Below are 14,582 nucleotides of genomic sequence, written 5' to 3'. Positions count from 1 at the left end.
CGTTGAGTGCGAGTATGGCCGGGGTCACACAGGTCGTCAAGGGTTGAACCGTCCACTCGACCCACTGGCCGCGGCGGGCTACAGTTCACCTGGCGGTAACAGGATTCCGTATTGCGGACACGGGCGAGAGGACTGCCATGAGTTACGCGGGCGGCAGGCACTTCCTGCAGATCCCCGGCCCGACCAACGTGCCCGATTCGGTGCTGCGGGCCATGGCCGCGCCGACCATCGACCACAGAGGACCGGAGTTCGGCGAACTCGGCCGGTCGGTTCTGGCCGGCCTGAAGCCGGTGTTCGGCACCACGCGGCCGGTGGTGATCTACCCGGCTTCGGGCACCGGCGCCTGGGAAGCCGCGCTGGTCAACACCCTCAGCCCCGGCGATCGCGTGCTCTGCTTCGAAACCGGGCACTTCGCCACGCTGTGGCAGGAGATGGCGGGCAAGCTCGGGCTCACCGTCGACTTCGTGCCGGGGGACTGGCGCCACGGCGTCGATCCGGCGCGGGTGGCCGACCGGCTCGGCCGGGACTCCGCGCACGAGATCAAAGCGGTTTGCGTGGTGCACAACGAAACCTCCACCGGGGTCACCAGCCGGATCGCCGAGATCCGGGCGGCGATCGACGCCGCGGACCACCCGGCGTTGCTGCTCGTGGACACCATTTCCTCGCTCGGCTCGATCGACTACCGGCACGACGAATGGGGTGTCGACGTCACGGTCGCCGGGTCGCAGAAGGGCTTGATGCTGCCGCCCGGACTGAGCTTCAACGCCATCGGTGACAAAGCCCTTGCCGCAGCGGAGAACGCGAAGCTGCCACGGTCCTTTTGGGACTGGCGGCCGATGCTCGCGGCGGCTGAACGCGGCTACTTCCCCTACACCCCGGCGACCAACCTGCTCTACGGACTGCGGGAAGCGTTGCGGTTGCTGGACGAAGAGGGCCTGCCCAATGTCTTCGCCCGGCACAGCCGGCACGCCGAAGCCACGCGTGCGGCGGTGGCCGGGTGGGGACTGGAGGTGTTGTGCGCGGACGAGCGTGAGCACTCCGCGGCGCTGACCGCGGTGCTCGTGCCCGAAGGCCATGACGCGGACAAGATCCGCGCGCTCATCCTGGACCGCTTCGACATGTCGCTCGGTGCCGGGCTGGGCAAGCTGGCCGGGCGGATCTTCCGGATCGGGCACCTGGGCTCGTTCAACGACCTCAGCCTGGCGGGCACGTTGTCCGGCGTGCAGATGGGGCTGGCGCTCTCCGGGGTGCCGATCCGGCCCGACGGGGTCAACGCCGCACTCGACCGCCTTTCGGTGTCGTGATGACGGCCGGGCTCGAAGAGGCGCTGCGGGACGGCGTCGAAGGCGAGGTCCGGGTCGACGAGTACACCCGGCACCTGTTCTCCCGGGACGCGAGCATGTACTCGATCACGCCCCGCGCGGTGGTGTTCCCGAAGCACACCGGGGACGTGGTGGCCGTGGTCCGGGCGGCGCGGGCCGCGGGCGTGCCGATCGTGCCGAGGGGCGCGGGCACCAGCCTGGCCGGGCAGACCGTCGGCCCCGGCGTGGTGGTCGACTTTTCCCGCCACATGAACCGGATCCTGGCGCTCGACCCCGAAGCGCGGACCGTACTCGTCGAGCCGGGCGTGGTGCAGGACCAGCTGAACCAGGCCGCCGCGGCGCACGGCCTGATGTTCGGGCCGGACACCTCGACCAGCAACCGCGCCACCATCGGCGGCATGATCGGCAACAACTCCGCGGGCAGCGGTTCGCTGACCTTCGGCATGACGATCGACCACGTGCGCGCGCTCGATGTGGTGCTGTCGGACGGGTCGACGGCCCGGTTCGAACCGGTGGTCGAGGCTGAGCGCACTCGCCGCGCCGGGCAGTCCACTTTGGAGGGCCGGATCCACGCCGGTCTGCCGGAACTGGTGCGGGACAACCGCGAAGCCATCGAAACCGGCTTCCCGCCGTTCTGGCGCCGTGCCTGCGGCTACCGGCTCGACCGCCTGCTCGGGGACACGCCCTTCGACTTGGCGAAGTTCGTGGTGGGCGCGGAAGGCACGCTGGCCATCACGACCGCGGCACTGGTGGACCTGGTGCCCAAGCCCCGCCGCACGGTCTACGCGGTCGGCCACTTCACCACCACCGCGGGCGCGATCGCGGCCACCGAGGACGCGTTGTCCTGCTCGCCCGCGCAGGTCGAGCTGATGGACCGGACCATCCTGGACCTGTCCCGGCAGAAGATCGAGTACGCCGGGCTGGGCTCGATCCTGCAGGGCGATCCGGACGCGCTGCTGTTCGTCTCGTTCACCGGTGACGACGAGGCCGAGCTGATCGCCAAACTCGACGAGCTGAGCGCGTTGTGGCAGCGCAATTCGCACGGCTACCACACCTTGCGCGCGATCACCCCGGCGCAGCAGACCGCGTTGCTGAAGGTGCGCAAGTCGAGTCTCGGCCTGCTGATGGCGGCGAGTGAAGGCACCAAACGTCCGCTGGCCTTCGTCGAGGACACCGCCGTCGAGCCGAAGTACCTGCCCGAATACACCCGGCGGTTCAAGGAGGTCCTCGACGAGCACGGGCTGACTGCCGGGTTCTACGGGCACTGCTCGGTGGGCTGCCTGCACATCCGCCCGTTCGTCGACCTCGCCGACCCCGCGCAGGTCGCGACGATGCGCGCGGTCGCGGAGAAGATCAAGGACCTGGTCGCCGAGTACGGCGGGGTCAACTCCAGCGAGCACGGCGACGGCCTGGCCCGGTCGGAGTTCAACCGCGAGATCTTCGGCGACGAGCTGTACGAGACCATGCGGCGGGTCAAGGCGCTGTTCGACCCGGACGGGGTGCTCAATCCGGGCAAGATCGTCGACGCCCCGCCGATGACCGACCACCTGCGGGACAGCTCGCTGCCGCCCGCCCCGGCGTTGCGCACGCGGCTGGACTTCGAGGTGGTCGGCGGCATGCGCGGCGCCGCCGACCGGTGCATGAACATCGGGCTGTGCCGCAAGAGCAGTCCCGGCGCGATGTGCCCGTCCTACATCGCCACCAAGGACGAGGAGCACTCCACCCGCGGCCGGGCCAACGCACTGGTGCGGGCATTGTCCGAACCGGACCCGAAGGCCGCGCTGGGCGACGAGCGGCTGCACGAGATCCTCGACCTGCGCCTGATGTGCAAGGCGTGCAAGAGCGAATGCCCGATGGGTGTGGACATGGCCGCGCTGAAGACGGAAACCCTGTCACACGAACACGACCTGCACGGGGTGCCGCTGCGGTCGCGGATCTTCGGCGCGATCAGGACGCTGAACCGGCTGGGCTCGGCGACCGCGCCGCTGTCGAACCTGCCCGGCAGGATCGGCCCGCTGCGGAAGCTGATGGAACGGCGGGTGGGGATCACCGCGGCCCGGCCGTTGCCGAAGTTCGCGCGCCGCAACCTGGTCCGGTGGTTCGGCAGCCGGGACCTCGGCGGAACCGGTGGGCAGGGACCGCTGACCTTCCTCGCCGATTCCTTCACCACCTACACCGAACCGGGCATCGGCCAGGCGGCGATCCGGTTGCTGGAGCACGCGGGCTGGGAGGTCGGGCTGGCCGGCGGTGGCTGCTGTGGCCGGTCGAGCCTGTCCAAGGGACTGGTCGACGACGCGAAGCGGAAGTCGCGCAAGCTGATCACCGCGCTCGCCGGGCAGCGCGGCCCGATCGTCGGCTGCGAGCCGTCGTGCCTGTTCACCTTGCGCGACGAGCACCTGTCGCTGTTCCCGGGGGACGCGCCCGCCGCTGAGGTCGCCGGGCGCGTGCGGCAGGTCGAGGAACTGCTCACCGAAGCGATCGACGACGGCAGGTTGTTGCTGCGCGAGGATTCCTGGCTTGCCGGTCGCCGGATCCTCTACCACGGGCACTGCCACCAGAAGGCCGAGGTCGGCACCGCGGCGACCCTTGAGTTGCTGCGCCGCATCCCCGGTGCCGAGGTGGTCGAACTGGACGCCGGGTGCTGCGGCATGGCCGGGTCGTTCGGGTTCGAGGCCGAGCACTACGGGATGTCGATGACGGTCGGCGGTGACCGGCTGTTCCCCGCTCTGGCCGCGGAGCCCGAGGACACCGTCATCGCCGCCACCGGGGTTTCGTGTCGCCAGCAGATCTTCCACGGCTCGAACAGGACGGCCTGGCACCCTGTGGAACTGATCGGACAAGCGCGATGACCGGCCCGCTGCACGGCGTCACCGTGATCGAGGTCGGCGTGTTCATGGCGGCGCCGTTCGCCACCGCGCAACTGGCCGATCTGGGCGCCAGGGTGATCAAGGTCGAGTCGCGGGAGGCACACGACCCGGTGCGCTCGACCGGGCCCTTCGTCGGCGGGGTCAGCAGCACCTTCCTGCGGTTGAACCGGAACAAGGAAGCCGTCGAACTCGATCTGAAGTCCGATGCGGGCCGGGCGGCGTTCGTCCGGCTGGCCACCGCGGCGGACGTGGTGGTGGAGAACCTGCGCCCGGGAGCGATGCGGCGGCTGGGCCTCGGACCGGACGAACTGCTCGCGGCGAACCCCGGACTGGTCTACGCCTCGGCGTCCGGCTGGGGCCAGGACGGTCCGCTGGCAGGCCAGCCGGGGCTGGACATCATGGCGCAGGCGCGCTCGGGCCTGATGTCGGTCACCGGCGATCCCGGCGCCGGACCGGCGAAGGTCGGGGTGCCGGTCTGCGACCTGACCTGCGGCCTGTACGTGGCACTCGCGGTCACCGCGGCCCTGCGTCACCGGGACCGGACCGGCGAGGGCCAGCACGTGGACGTTTCCCTGATGGAGTCCGGCGTTTCGCTCGCGGTCTGGGAAGCCGGGCGGTACTTCGCCACCGGCGAGGTGGGGGAGCGCCACGGCACCGCGCACCAGTCGCAGGCGCCGTACCAGGCGGTCGAGGCGGCGGACGGCTGGGTCACCGTCGGCGCGATCACGCCGAACACCTGGGCCGCGTTCACCCAGGCGCTCGGCCGCGAGGACCTGCTCGAAGATCCGCGCTACGAAAGCAGTTCCGCGCGGCTGGCGCTGCGCGGCGAACTGATCCCGGAGATCGAGCGGACCACCCGGCAGCACACCACGGCGGAGCTGGTGGCCACGCTGACCGCCGCCGGGGTGCCGTGCGCCCCGATCTCGGACTACGGCGAGGTGTTCACCGACGAGCACCTGACCCAGCGCGGATTCTTCTGGGACGCCGAGCACCCGGTCGCCGGGCGGGTGCGGCAGGTCGGCTCGCCGATGCGGTTCTCCCGCACGCCCGCGCGACGGGATACGGCGGGCCCGGATCTGGGCGAGCACACCGAGAAAGTGCTCGCCGAGTTCGCGCCCCCGGCCGTTCCCGATGCCGGTGACGACCTGCTCGTCGAACTGGATGACGACGTCCTGACGGTGACGTTCAACCGGCCGGATTCCCGCAACGCCCTCACCTTCGCGATGTACGAAGGGCTGCACGCCGCCTGCGAACGGGCGGACGCCGATCCGGCCGTGCGGGTGCTGGTGCTGCGGGGCGCGGGGGACAAGGCGTTCGTCGCGGGCACCGACATCCGGCAGTTCGCCGACTTCCGCACCGGCCAGGACGGGGTCGGCTACGAGGCGTCGATCGCGCGGGTGGTCGACCGGCTGGAGGCGGTGCGCAAACCGACCGTGGCCGTGGTGCGCGGGGCGTGCACCGGCGCCGGGCTCGCGCTGGTGGCCGCCTGCGATCTGCGGGTGGCGGACACCGGCGCCCGGTTCGGCGTGCCGATCGCCAGGACGCTCGGGAACTGCTTGTCCGCCAACACGATCTCCCTGCTGGTCCAGCACACGGGCCCGGGACCGGCACTCGATCTTCTGCTGCGCGGGCGGTTGCTGGACGCGGCCGGGGCCGAACGCGCGGGACTGCTCAGCGAACTCGTGCCACCGGAGGAACTGGAGGAGGCGGTGGACCGGGTGGTCGGCGACCTCCGCCGCGGCGCGCCGCTGACCCAGTGGGCGGCCAAGGAGATCGCCCGCCGGATGCGCCGCCGCCTGCTGGTGCCGGACGAGGACGTGGTCTCCACCGTGTTCGGCAGCGAGGACTTCGCCACCGGGGTGCGCTCCTTCCTGGCCGGAGAACGGCCGGACTGGTCCGGTCGCTGAAAGTCGGGTTGAAATCGATTTGAACTATTGCCCTTTCCCATCCGTGTGCCTCGCGTGACGGACAGCGGAGTGGTGATCGCGGGGCGCTACCGGCTGGCGGACCGTGCGGGTGAAGGTGCGATGGGCGCGGTGTGGCGCGCCAGGGACGAGCGGCTGGGCCGGGTGGTCGCCGTCAAGCAACTGGGGATGGCCGATCCCCGGGCGATGCGTGAGGCACGCGTCGCCGCCAGGCTGCGGCACCCCCACGCGGTGACCGTGCACGACGTCGTGGACAGCCGCGACGGGACCTATTTGATCATGGAGTTCATGCCGTCGAGCCTGTCGGCACTGCTCCTTGGTGGGCGGACCCTCCCACCGGCGCGGGTGGCGAGGCTGGGCGCGCAGGTGGCCTCCGCCCTCGCGGCGGCACACGAACTGGGCATCGTGCACCGCGATGTCACGCCGGGCAACATCCTGCTCGGCGCCGGCGGGCACGCGAAGATCGCCGACTTCGGCATTTCGCGAGCGCCGGGCGAGGCGACGGTGACCGCGGCGGGGTTCATCGCGGGCACGCCCGCCTACCTCGCGCCGGAGGTCGCCGGCGGTGCGCAGGCCACGCCGGCGTCCGACGTGTTCTCCTTGGGCGCCACGCTTTACGCGGCGCTGGAAGGCAAACCGCCGTACGGCAAGGAGCGCAGCACACTGGCGATGCTGATGCGGATCGTCGGCGGGGAGATCGATCCGCCGCGCCGCAGCGGGCCGCTCACCGGGATCCTGCTGCGCATGCTGAGCCGGAACCCGGCGGACCGCCCGGTGATGGCGCAGGTGCACGCCGAGCTGTCCGCCGACCGCCGTCCCGCTCCGGTGGTCGTGCCACCGGGACGCCGATCGAGGCTGCGTGCCGGGGTGGTGTCCGGCTTCGCCGCGGCCACGCTGGCCGGTGCGGGAGCGCTCGTCGGCTACGCGGCGGGCGGCGAGGAGGTCGTCGGCACGGTGCACACGGCAGCGCCCAGCGCATGCGACGCACGGTTCGAGGTGACGAATTCGTGGCCGGGCGGGTACGAGGGCGTGGTGACCGTGCGCAACCTCGACGCCGCGCCGCTGAAGGGCTGGACCGTGCGCTGGTCCCAGCCGGACGGGCACAACATCAACAACCTGTGGCACGGCGAGCTTTCCCAGTACGGCGACACCGTCACGGTGACCAGCGAGGACTGGAACTCCGTGGTGGTGGCGGACGGCAGCGCGAACTTCGGGCTCATCGCCGGGGTGCTCAACGACAACCCGGTGCTGCCCGCGGTGACCTGCAAAGCCTGACGGTTCAGCCCGCGCCGCGGATCTCTTCGAGGCGTTCCTTGCGGTCACAACCCCAGGCGCCGAGCGGGCGCAGCGCTTCGATGAGCGTGGCGCCCGAGCCGGTGAGCGAGTATTCGACCTTCGGCGGGACGGCGTGGTGCACTTCGCGGTGCACCACCTCGTCGCGTTCGAGTTCGCGCAGGTGCTGGATCAGCATCTTCTCGCTGACCCCGGCCAGTTCCCGTTTCAGCTCGCCGAACCGCTTCGGGCGCTGGCCCAGCGCCCACAGGATGAGCACCTTCCACTTGCCGCCCACCACGTCGATGCCGGCGTCGAGTCCGGAGACGAACTTCTGGCACTGGGGCACCGGCACACACCTTTCGGTAAGTACCCCACTATTTAGTGGGTACTTGATCATCGGTAAGGGGGAAACCACGATCGGGTTGTTCGTATTCCCCCGATCCCGGACCGAGTTGAGCCATGCGCCTTTCCCTGTTCTCCCTGATGCTGGTCGTTTTCGGCCTGACCACCGGCGAATTCGTCATCGCCGGCATCCTGCCCGACGTGGCCGCCGGGCTGTCGGTGTCCATCCCGTCGGCCGGCCTGCTGGTCAGCGCCTACGCACTGGGCATGATCGTCGGCGGGCCGGTGGTCACCGTGCTGACCGCGCGCGTGGCCCGCAGACCGCTGATCGCCGGTCTGATCCTGGTCGCCGTGGTCGGGAACCTGGGCTCCGCGGTGGCGCCCGGCTACGTCCTGGTCCTGCTTTCCCGGTTCGTTTCCGGGCTGGTGGTGGCCACCTTCTTCGCGGTGGGCATCGCGATCGCGGTGTCGCTGGCCCAGGAGGGCAAGCAGGGTGCCGCCGTGGCGAAGCTGACGCTGGGCCTGAACCTCGGCATCGTGCTGGGCACGCCGCTGGGCACCTTCGTCGGGCACAACCTGGGCTGGCGGGCCACCTTCGCCGCCGTCGCCGCGATACCGCTGATCGCCCTGCCGCTGGTGTTGCGCTTCGTCCCCGCGCAGCCCGCCGCCGCCACCGGCTCGGTCTTCGGTGAGCTGCGGGTGTTCGGCAATCCCGCGCTGCGCTGGGCGATCCTGCTGACCGCCGTCGGGAACCTCGGCGTGGTCACGGTCTTCGTCTACATCACCCCGTTGCTCACCGGGCTCAGCGGGTTCGGCGCCGAAGCCGTGCCGTGGCTGCTGCTGATCTACGGCGCGGGCGCGATCGCGGGCAACTTCCTCGGTGGCTGGCTGGCGGACAAGGCGCTGCTGCGTTCGGTGGCCGCGTTGCTCGCCGTGCTCGCCGGGGTGCTGGCGGCGTTCTGGGTGTTGAGCGCGAACCGCCCCGCCGCGCTGGTGCTGACGTTCGTGCTGGGGCTGCTGGCTTTCGCGATCATCCCCGGCATGCAGACGCGCGTGGTGACCACCGCCGGTGCCGCGCCCACGCTGGCCGTGGCGGTCAACGCCTCCGGCTTCCAGTTGGCTTCGGCGTTCGCGGGCTGGCTGGGCGGCTGGGTAATCGAAGACGGCCCCGGTCTGGGTTCGCTCTACCTCGTCGGCGCCGGGCTCACGGTGGCGGGGCTGGGCATGGCCCTGCTCGCACTCCGGCGCGAACGGCGCAGTTCCACCGCCAGTTCGGCCGCAGTGTCCAGCAGTGCTTCGACGAAGGCGTCCGCCGGTTCGCCACCGGAATGACGCGCGATGGCCGCGGGACGGATCGCGGCGGGGTGGTCGATGCGCACGGCCTCGACGGTCGGCGGGAGCGACGGGACGGCCAGTCCCGGCACCACGGTGACCCCGAGCCCGGCCGCGACCAGGCCGAGCTTCGCGGTCCAGTCCTTGGCCACGAACGCGATCTCCGGCTGCCACGACGAGTCCGTCCAGGCGCCGAGCAGGGAGGAACCCGGCTCGGCGCTGCCGGCGATCCAGCGTTCGGCTCGCAGTGCCGCGGGCGTCGCGCTCGGCCGGGTGGTGAGCGGATGTCCCGCGGGCACCGCGACGAAGAGCGGATCTTCCAGCAGTGGCAACAATTCCACTCCGTCCGGCGTCTTGCCGGGCGGAGTGACGACGGCCAGATCGAGCCGCCGCCGGGCGACCGCGGTCAGCAGCGACGGGCTCAGCCCTTCGCGCAACGGCACCCGCAATCCGGGCGCACGGCGGGAAACCGTGGCGATCGCCCGTGGCACCAGCGCCGCGAGCGCGGTGGAGAACGCCCCGACCCGCAACCGCCCACCGGGCCGGGCCTCCAGTTCGCGGAGGTCCTGGCGGGCGGCGTCGAGTTCCCCGAGCACGGCGTCCGCCCGGCGGAGCAGCAACCGGCCCGCCTCGGTCGGCTTCACCCCGCGGGACCGGCGCTCGAACAGCGACTGCCCGGCCGCCTGTTCCATCAGCGCGATCTGCCGCGAGACGGCCGACTGCGTGTAACCGAGGCGGTCGGCGGCGACGGAGAACGAGCCGTGCCTGGCCGCTTCGCGGACCACGGCCAAGCCCAGCACGGTGAACTCACTCATGCGCGATACTGATACCACACATGCGAGACTTTCGTTTGACGCATAGCTGGGCGTACGTAGGTTGAACGCCATGGGAACTGCCGAAAACAAAGCAATGGTCGAAGGAATCTTCGCGGAGATGGCCGCCGGGAACCCGCGGGCGATGAGCGACGCGATGGCGGACGACTTCCGCTGGGTCATCCCCGGCGCCTGGTCGTGGAGCGGGACCTGGCCGTCGAAAGCCGAAACCCTGACCGGACTGCTGCGCCCGCTGATGGCCCAGTTCCCCGGCGGCTACCGCAGTGAGGCCGATTTCGTGCTCGCCGACGGCAACCGGGTCGTGGTGCAGGCACGCGCCCAGGCCACCACCACGGCGGGCGAGTCGTACCACCAGACCTACTGCTTCGTCTTCACCGTCGAGGACGGGAAGCTGACCGAGGTCATCGAGCACTGCGACACCGCACTGGCCGAACGAGTGCTCATCAACGTCACCAGCCGAACGCTATGAGTGGGGCATTACTTGCATTCAACGCTAGTAATGCCGCACTCATAGCATCCGGAGGCCGTCGTGGGCACCGGGAGAAGCGGAAGTCCTCGGCGCCCGGCAGAATGGCCCGATGACGCAGCGCGCACTGGTTCTCGGCGGCGGAGGCATCACCGGGATCGCCTGGGAGTGGGGGATCCTGGCCGGGTTGGCCGAAGCCGGGGTGGACCTCACCGGCGCCGACCTGGTGGTGGGCACCTCGGCCGGTTCGGTGGTGGGCGCGCAGGTCGCGTCCGGCATCGAGGCCGAGACCCGCTACCAGGCCCAGCTCGCCCCACCGGACGGGGAACTCGCGGCGGCGCTCGGGCGCGGCATGATGCTGCGGTTCGCGCTGGCGATGCTCGGCCCGGCCGACGCCCAGCGCTTCCGCGCCCGTGTCGGCCGGATCGCCCTGCGTGCCCGCACCGAGGCTTCCGAGGCCGACCGGATCGCGGTGATCGAGTCGCGGCTGCCGGTGCGCGAGTGGCCGGAGCGACGGCTGCTGCTCACCGCGGTGGACGCGGAGACCGGCCGCTTCCGCACCTTCGACCGCCACGACGGCGTACCGCTGGTGCACGCGGTCGCGGCGAGCTGCGCGGTGCCCGGGGTGTGGCCGCCGGTGACCATCGACGGCCGCCGCTACATCGACGGCGGCATCCGTTCGGGGTCCAACGCGGACCTGGCCGCCGGTGCCGATCGGGTGGTCGTGCTCGCGCCGCTGCCGCGCGGGATCGGGCCGATGACGGGCGTCGGCAAACAGGTCGAAGCGCTGCGCGCGCACGCGTCCGTGGTGCTGGTGACCCCTGACCAGGCGGCTTTGGCTGCTTTCGGGCGCAACGTGCTCGACCCGGCGAACCGCGCGGCGGCCGCGCGTGCCGGTTACGCGCAGGCCGCGGCGGTGCTCGAGGAGGTCCGCCCGGTCTGGTCATAGGCGTTACAGTCGGTCCTGATGACTGAAACCGAGGGACAGCAGCCGGTCCGGGCGCTGGCGCGGGAATTCGCCCGCCTGACGTTCCTGCTGATCAACGCGCGGACCACCGCCGGGGTGCTGCAGCAGGTGGTCGACGCGGCCTACCGGCTGGTGCCGGGCACCGAGCTGGTGTCGATCACCCTGCGCTCGCCGGACGGCCGCTTCCACACCCCGGTCGAGACGGCGCCGGTGGCGCTCGAACTCGACAAGGTGCAGTACGACACCGGCGAGGGTCCCTGTGTGTCGGCGGCGCGGCCGGATGGGCCCGCCTACGTGCGGAGCGGGGACCTCGGCGCCGATCCGGCCTGGCCGCGGTTCGGTCCCGCCGCCGCCCGGCACGGCTACCACTCGGTGCTGTCCACCGCCGTGCTGCCCGACGCCCGGCCGCCGCAGCTGTCCGGCGCGCTCAACCTCTACAGCACCCAGCCGGGCGGGTTCAGCGAGGACGCGCAGGACATCGCGCTGCTGCTGTCGACCCACGCGTCACTGGCGCTGGCGCGCACCGAAACGTTCAGCCGTGCCGAACTCCAGGCCGCCCAGCTGCGCCAGGCGATCGACAGCCGCGACGTGATCGGCCAGGCGAAAGGCATCCTGATGCAGCGTCGCGGGCTCACCGCCGACGAGGCGTTCGCCATCCTGCGCCGGACTTCCCAGCGGCTCAACGTCAAGCTGACGGATGTGGCCGAAGCGCTGACCGCCCGGCCACCCACCGGTCCCTGATTGCACTCAGGGTAGTCGTTCGGTAACAATTGGTGTTCGCCTGGCCGGGTGGCCGGCTTCGGGGTGTTTCACTGTTCGCATGCAGCCAGTGGTCCAGACGCCTCAGACGGGATTGGTGCATTCCTACCTGTACCTGCGCCGGGCGGTGGGGGTGATCGGCCTGGCGCTGCCGGTGGTGCTGGTACTGGGCAAGCTGCTGCTCGAGGGCGGTGGCCTGCAGGAATCGATCAGCGGCTACTACCACACGGTGATGAGCGGGGTCTTCGTCGGCAGCATGTGCGCGGTCGGCACCTTCCTGCTGTCCTACCGCGGGCACGACCGGCTCGACGACCTGTGCGGGAACGTCGCCGCGGTGGCGGCGATCGGCGTGGGCCTGTTCCCGGTGGCCGTGGGGCCCGATCCCTCGGCCACCGCACGACTGGTGGAGACCGTGCACGTCGTCTGCGCGGCGGTGTTCTTCTTGACGCTGTCGGTGTTCTGCCTGTTCCTGTTCACCAGGAGCACCGGGGCGCCCACGCGGCGCAAGGCCTCGCGCAACCGCGTCTACCGCGTCTGTGGCGGGGTGATGCTGGTGTGCCTGGCGCTCATCGCGCTCGAAGGGCTGTGGCTCGCCGACGTCCTCGCGCCGCTGAAACCCGTGCTGTGGCTGGAATCCGGCGCCATCTTCGCGTTCGGGGTGGCCTGGATGGTCAAGGGCGAGACGCTGTTGCGCGATCACTGACCGCCGGCGCGCAGGCCCCGGCGACCACCAGCATCACCACCACCACGACGAGTGCGTTGCGCAGCCCGGCGAATTCGCCGAGCAGGCCGAGCAGCGGTGGCCCGACCAGGAAGGCCAGGTAGCCGATCGTCGCCACGGCGCTGACCCGCGCGGCGGCGTGCTCGGGATCGTCGCCCGCCGCCGAAAGCGCGACCGGGAAGCCCAGCGACGTGCCGAGCCCCCAGAGCACCACGCCGGCCGCCGCGAGTTCGATGCCCGGAGCGAGGACGACCAGCGCGACGCCCGCGGTGGCGATCACCGCGCTGCCGCGCATCGCCGCGGTGCGGCCGAACCGGTCGAGCACCCGGCTCCCGCTGAACCGCCCGGCCGCCATCGCCAGGCCGAACAACGCGTAGGCGACCGAGCCGATCGTCGCCGTGGCACCGAAACCGTCGACGGTGATCAGCGGCAGCCAGTCGTTCGCCGAGCCCTCGGCCAGCGCCATGCCGAGCACGATCACGCCGATCAGCACCACGCGCGGCTCGCGCCAGACCTTCGGTGCCCGCGTCCGCTCACCGGCCTCGTCGGCGGGGGAGTGCGCCGGGATGCCGCGCACGGCCCAGACCGCCACCACGGCCATCAACGCGGCGGAGGTGCCGACGTGCGGCGCCACCGGCACGGCCAGAGCGTTGAGCGCGATCCCGGCGAGCGCGCCGGCGAAGGTGCCGATGCTGAAACAGCCGTGCATGGCGGGCAGAACCGAGGCGTCCAGCGCCCGCTCGACCTCCGCGCCTTCGACGTTCTGCGCGACTTCGGAAGCACCCATGCCCAGGCCGAAGAACGCCAGCCCGCCGCAGACCAGCCAGCCCGCCCCGAGTGCCGCGCCGAGCGCGATGAGCAACAGCCCGGCCACCATGGCGACCGAGCCGAGCGCGATCACGAACCGCCCGCCCCTGGCCACCACCAGCCGCCCGGCGACCGCGATGCCCAGCAGCGAACCGACCGACAACCCGGCGATGATCACGCCCATCTGCGCGGTCGACGCGCCGACCGAGTCGCGGATCGCCGGGGTCCTGGTCACCCACGAGGCGAAGGTGATGCCGGTGAGCAGGAACATCGCGAACAGGGCGGCCCGCCAACGGCGTACCTCGGGGGCGATCGGTGTGGTCTGTGCGGTCATCGCTCAGTGATCCGGTGGACCGCGCGCCGCACCCGCTCGGGGTCGAACGGCTCGGTGGACAGGTGGCTGTGCAGCACCATGCCCTCGATCAGCGCGTCGATCTCGGGCGCCGAGTCCTCGGGGAAGTGCCGCGCCAGCGACCGGCGGCTGGCGTTCATCCAGTCCTGGATCAGCTCGCGGAACACCGGCTTGCGGATGGCGAGCACGTACAACTCGACCATCAGGAGCAGATCGCGGTCGAACCCGAGGCCCTCGTCGCAGATGATCCGGACCACGCCTTCGCGGCCGTCGCCGCCGGGCGGGATCGCGGCGAGCGCGGCGTCGAACCGGCCGTGCATCCGCTCGGCCAGCCTGGTGAAGGCGAGCCGGAGCAGTTCGTCCAGGTTCGTGAAGTGGTAGGTGAGCGAACCGAGCGGCACGTCGGCGGCCTCGGCCACCGCGCGGTGGGAGGTGCCGGCGACCCCGCGTTCGGCGATCACGTCGATCGCCGCTTCGATGAGGCGCTCGCGGCGTTCGGGGTCGAACCGCCTGCGGCGGGCGGGCTGAGGGGTCACCAGTGCTCCAGTCCGGTCGATGCGTACGACTGTACACATCGGGTCGGCCGTGAACCACCGGCTCCCCGCGCCCGTGTA

At 71.3% G+C, this 14,582-nt stretch carries 12 protein-coding genes and 1 pseudogene; 9 read left to right on the top strand and 4 right to left on the bottom strand.

The genetic code is table 11. The annotated features are described in order from the left end of the window. Positions 1-137 precede the first annotated feature (137 nt). From L3Q67_RS36810 to L3Q67_RS36795, 4 genes are read left to right on the top strand one after another with little or no spacing between them, the layout of a single operon-like run. A complete protein-coding gene (locus L3Q67_RS36810) occupies positions 138-1,304 on the top strand; it encodes a pyridoxal-phosphate-dependent aminotransferase family protein (protein WP_499186032.1) in 1,167 nt (388 codons plus the stop codon). Next, positions 1,304-4,171, top strand: a complete 2,868-nt coding sequence (locus L3Q67_RS36805; RefSeq protein ID WP_499186031.1) for an FAD-binding and (Fe-S)-binding domain-containing protein — start codon at positions 1,304-1,306, stop codon at positions 4,169-4,171. The genes L3Q67_RS36810 and L3Q67_RS36805 overlap by 1 nt, the downstream gene beginning before the upstream one ends. Further along, positions 4,168-6,096, top strand: a complete 1,929-nt coding sequence (locus L3Q67_RS36800) for an enoyl-CoA hydratase (RefSeq protein WP_499186030.1) — start codon at positions 4,168-4,170, stop codon at positions 6,094-6,096. The genes L3Q67_RS36805 and L3Q67_RS36800 overlap by 4 nt, the downstream gene beginning before the upstream one ends. Positions 6,097-6,150: 54 nt before the next feature. After that, positions 6,151-7,389 carry a serine/threonine-protein kinase gene (locus tag L3Q67_RS36795; RefSeq protein ID WP_499186029.1) on the top strand — a complete coding sequence of 413 codons (1,239 nt, stop codon included), beginning with the start codon at positions 6,151-6,153 and terminating at the stop codon, positions 7,387-7,389. Between the two features lie 4 nt (positions 7,390-7,393). On the opposite strand, the gene L3Q67_RS36790 is transcribed toward L3Q67_RS36795, so the two are convergent. Next, on the bottom strand, positions 7,394-7,735 hold the full coding sequence (locus tag L3Q67_RS36790) for a winged helix-turn-helix transcriptional regulator (RefSeq protein WP_499186028.1): 342 nt from the start codon (positions 7,733-7,735) through the stop codon (positions 7,394-7,396). Between the two features lie 113 nt (positions 7,736-7,848). Here L3Q67_RS36790 and L3Q67_RS36785 point away from each other — a divergent pair, with 113 nt between their 5' ends. Further along, positions 7,849-9,063 (top strand): MFS transporter, encoded by a 1,215-nt coding sequence (locus L3Q67_RS36785; protein WP_499186027.1) that lies wholly within the window; start codon positions 7,849-7,851, stop codon positions 9,061-9,063. An 8-nt stretch (positions 9,064-9,071) separates the two neighbouring features. Here the strand turns inward: L3Q67_RS36785 and L3Q67_RS36780 are convergent. Continuing rightward, a pseudogene (locus tag L3Q67_RS36780) lies at positions 9,072-9,878 on the bottom strand (LysR family transcriptional regulator); the annotation flags it as partial. 70 nt (positions 9,879-9,948) lie between these two features. Here L3Q67_RS36780 and L3Q67_RS36775 point away from each other — a divergent pair. The 4 genes from L3Q67_RS36775 to L3Q67_RS36760 all read left to right on the top strand — a co-directional run bounded on the left by L3Q67_RS36775 (position 9,949) and on the right by L3Q67_RS36760 (position 12,791). Beyond that, positions 9,949-10,365: a nuclear transport factor 2 family protein gene (locus L3Q67_RS36775; protein ID WP_499186026.1), complete on the top strand. Its 417-nt coding sequence runs from the start codon at positions 9,949-9,951 to the stop codon at positions 10,363-10,365. Positions 10,366-10,474: 109 nt separating this feature from the next. After that, positions 10,475-11,311 (top strand): patatin-like phospholipase family protein, encoded by an 837-nt coding sequence (locus L3Q67_RS36770; RefSeq protein WP_499186025.1) that lies wholly within the window; start codon positions 10,475-10,477, stop codon positions 11,309-11,311. A gap of 18 nt (positions 11,312-11,329) precedes the next feature. Beyond that, complete coding sequence (locus L3Q67_RS36765; protein WP_499186024.1) at positions 11,330-12,070, top strand: GAF and ANTAR domain-containing protein; 741 nt, start codon at positions 11,330-11,332, stop codon at positions 12,068-12,070. Between the two features lie 79 nt (positions 12,071-12,149). Then, entirely contained in the window at positions 12,150-12,791 is a 642-nt protein-coding gene (locus L3Q67_RS36760; protein WP_499186023.1) for a DUF998 domain-containing protein, read from the top strand. On the opposite strand, the gene L3Q67_RS36755 is transcribed toward L3Q67_RS36760, so the two are convergent. Both L3Q67_RS36755 and L3Q67_RS36750 read right to left on the bottom strand, forming a co-directional pair. Beyond that, positions 12,760-13,950 (bottom strand): MFS transporter, encoded by a 1,191-nt coding sequence (locus L3Q67_RS36755; protein WP_499186022.1) that lies wholly within the window; start codon positions 13,948-13,950, stop codon positions 12,760-12,762. The two genes, L3Q67_RS36760 and L3Q67_RS36755, sit on opposite strands and share 32 nt — an antisense overlap. After that, positions 13,947-14,504, bottom strand: a complete 558-nt coding sequence (locus tag L3Q67_RS36750; protein WP_499186021.1) for a TetR/AcrR family transcriptional regulator — start codon at positions 14,502-14,504, stop codon at positions 13,947-13,949. Before L3Q67_RS36750 ends, L3Q67_RS36755 begins: the two co-directional genes overlap by 4 nt. Positions 14,505-14,582: the final 78 nt, after the last annotated feature.

Source organism: Saccharothrix sp. AJ9571, assembly GCF_021725495.1.
GTDB classification, from domain to species: Bacteria; Actinomycetota; Actinomycetes; order Mycobacteriales; family Pseudonocardiaceae; genus Amycolatopsis; species Amycolatopsis magusensis.
This window is presented reverse-complemented; position numbering and strand designations above follow the sequence as displayed.